The organism is Candidatus Thiothrix phosphatis (genome assembly GCF_035668035.1).
GTDB classification, from domain to species: Bacteria; Pseudomonadota; Gammaproteobacteria; order Thiotrichales; family Thiotrichaceae; genus Thiothrix; species Thiothrix phosphatis.
Genome location: NZ_JAYMYJ010000062.1, coordinates 1 through 2,824, shown reverse-complemented (window position 1 = coordinate 2,824; position 2,824 = coordinate 1). Strand labels below are relative to the sequence as shown.

At 57.0% G+C, this 2,824-nt stretch carries 4 protein-coding genes; 2 read left to right on the top strand and 2 right to left on the bottom strand.

What is annotated here, in order from left to right:
• A partial coding sequence (locus VSS37_RS07315) for a helix-turn-helix domain-containing protein (protein WP_324694148.1) occupies positions 1 to 811 on the bottom strand: 811 nt, incomplete at its 3' end.
• Here VSS37_RS07315 and VSS37_RS21810 point away from each other — a divergent pair.
• Positions 801 to 989 (top strand): hypothetical protein, encoded by a 189-nt coding sequence (locus VSS37_RS21810; RefSeq protein ID WP_375339128.1) that lies wholly within the window; start codon positions 801 to 803, stop codon positions 987 to 989. The genes VSS37_RS07315 and VSS37_RS21810 overlap by 11 nt on opposite strands.
• Positions 990 to 1,007: 18 nt before the next feature.
• Positions 1,008 to 1,235, top strand: a complete 228-nt coding sequence (locus VSS37_RS21805) for a hypothetical protein (RefSeq protein WP_375339127.1) — start codon at positions 1,008 to 1,010, stop codon at positions 1,233 to 1,235.
• On the opposite strand, the gene VSS37_RS07305 is transcribed toward VSS37_RS21805, so the two are convergent.
• Positions 1,127 to 2,824 (bottom strand): SdrD B-like domain-containing protein (locus VSS37_RS07305; RefSeq protein WP_324694147.1); only part of this gene is annotated, 1,698 nt, incomplete at its 5' end. The genes VSS37_RS21805 and VSS37_RS07305 overlap by 109 nt on opposite strands.

Genomic DNA, 2,824 nt, shown 5'->3' with positions numbered 1-2,824 from the left:
TATCATTGTCTTCGGCGGACTTTTTGCCAAGACCCTGAAACCCATAATGAGCCTTTTTCAGTAGTCCCCTGGCCGGGATGCCAAACGTGCGTTTGAACAGGCGGCAGAAATGCGCCTGATCAGTAAACCCACTGGCCAGAGCTGCATTGGTCAGTGACTGTCCATCACCTACCGTCAGGGCAATGGCATGTTTGATACGCTTCCACAGCAGAAACTGGGAAAAAGACACCCCGGTTTCCTGCGTAAACAGATGCCGGGCGTACTCGGGTGAAAGGCAGATATAATCCGCAACATCTTGCAGACTGATGCGTTGTTGTAGTGAAGCTTCAATCCAGGCAATAGCACGGACAATGCGCTCATCCCGACTCACAACCCGCTGGAAAAGATCGTCTGCCAACACTTGTCTGAGCGCCTCACGCGCCAGCCCCGCAGGGAGCTGGGGAAATTCCCCGGCATGATTGCCTGCTGTAACGGCAGACCAACCCGAACAACATTCTGGCTTCCATAGGTGATCAATCCGGGCGAACACCTGCCCATCCAGAACCTGCTTCAGATACCCGCCTATGCGACTTTCAGGATCAATAAAATAAACCAGTGTATTGCTCTCAGCCGCATGGCAGGAATACGCAACAGACTGATTTATAATCAAACCGCGACTGTTGTGCGCTACCCCCTGGATAGTGCTGGTAAACGGTTCGGTCAAACTGAGCAATACTTGAAAGCAATGGTGTTTGTGTATTTCGACACAAACACGGTGCGCCACAAAAGCAATGATATTGTCTTGTTCGTAAGGTGTAACCATGATGTCCATAAAAAAATCTGCAATGCCATCAGATCATCAAGCAGAAACAACTTACGAGGCAATAGCGAATCCAGTTCTTCACCTGATCCCCTATTTCATCACCGCACACCCCGGCACGTCTGACGAAGACATGCTCAACCTTGCGCTGTGGCTGAAGAAAAATGGCTTCCGCGCCGACCAGGTGTAGGCGTTCTACCCCTCACCGATGGCCTCCGCCACCACCATGAACTACAGCGAAAAGAACCCGCTGCATCAGGTCACCTACAAAAGCGAAAAGGTGCAAACCGCCAGGTCGCCGGGTAATCCCCCCCGGAAAACGCCCCGTCAGTCCACGGTCACCGTAATCGCCAGAGTGACCGATTGCCCTGCGGCCACCGCGCCCACTGTCCACGCCCCGGTTCCCGGATCATACGCGCCCGCAGCGGTGGCGTAAGTGACGTAGGTGACGCCAACCGGCAACTTATCGGTCACCACAACCCCGGTTGCGTCCAGCTCACTTTCATTGGTGAGCGTTAGCGTGTAAGTCACCGTGGCGCCGCGTTGTGCAGTCCCCGGGCTTACCGTCTTGCTGAGTTTCAAGTCCGTGTCCGTCGGCGCACACACGATTGTTGGGCCCAGCGCATTGTTGCTGGCCACGCCGTCGCCACCGCCTTCCAGGTTGCAGCCTTCCGGCACCAGCGTGTAGCCCACGTCAAAGGAGTGATTGTTTGCGCCGGTCACCGCGATGTCGCTGGCGGCGACATTCACTTCCCCTAACGCGCCAGCATTGGAGTCAATTTGCGGGTTGGCCCCTGCTGCGGTCGTCGTCAGGCCGTAGGTGCTTCCCCCCACCGTCACGCTGGCTGGAAACTTGAGCGTATAGGTGTTCCCTGGCTGCAATTGCGTGACGCCATATTTCCTGCTGCCGCTGCTTGAACCCGTGGCGTTGCTGAAATAATAGGAGCCGTCCGATGCCGTGGCCACAGTCGCCAGGACTGTTGCGCCCGACAGCAATTGCACACTGACATTGGCAAGCCCGCTTTCATCCGCATCCTGGACGCCGTTTTGATTGGTGTCCAGCCAGACGCGGTTGCCAATTTCGAGCGGGGCGGGGCCGCACATCAGCTCCAAATCCCCAAGCCCCGCAGTCTTGCCAAAATCACTGTCTGACATGCTGATGATTTCGAAATTCTTCTGGCTGGCCCCACTCGTATTGCTCAACCAGCGGACGCCGCCAGTCCCCCAACGGTTTTCGCTGCCGGTGAGGTCATCAATAGGGTCAAACACATTCGTGAGCACGGCACCACTGCCAGCCCGCAGTGCCAGCCCGCCCAACGCGGTTTCCGAGTGTGCTGGCTCCGCCGCCGAAGTCCCCTGCCAACTGTAAAGGATGTTGTCGCCCACATAGAATTCATTCTTTTTACTGTAATCCTGCCCGCCATTGAAGGCGCAGCCCGTGCCGCCCTCCGCCACATAGCCGCCATTGACATTGCAGATACGGCGGATGTCGCCGCCTGCAACCCCGGCGTAAGTGGCGGTGCTGCTGGTGCCGGGCGCGTAGTTTTCCCCTCCGCTTTGCAGGGCGAAACGGTCAAGGAAACCCAGGATGATGGAGCCATCCACATCAAACTCAATATCGCTCAGGATCGGTTGCGGATGGGACGTCAGCTTCGGCTGGTCAGGGCGGCAGCCCGCATAGCCGGAAAAAGCGCTGGTGTTGGAAACCCACGGGAACCATCCATGATAAGCGCCGCACGCCAGCTTGTTGGTGTAGGTGCCCATGATCGACAAATCCTTTTCGTAATTGAGCGGCATGCTGGCGACCGTCGTGAAACTGCCACCGCTCAACTTCATCACATAAGCCTTGAATTTTGCAGTGATGGAGCCAACGCTTTCCTCGGAACACACCACGCCAGCATACACTTCGCCGTTTTGCACCTTGACCGCCCAAGGGCGGACATCGCTCGCCGCAGAGCACCCCGGGTTGCCCACCGGGACAGGCGTCCCCACCGTTTTGCTGTCAATATCAACCGGAACCACCGC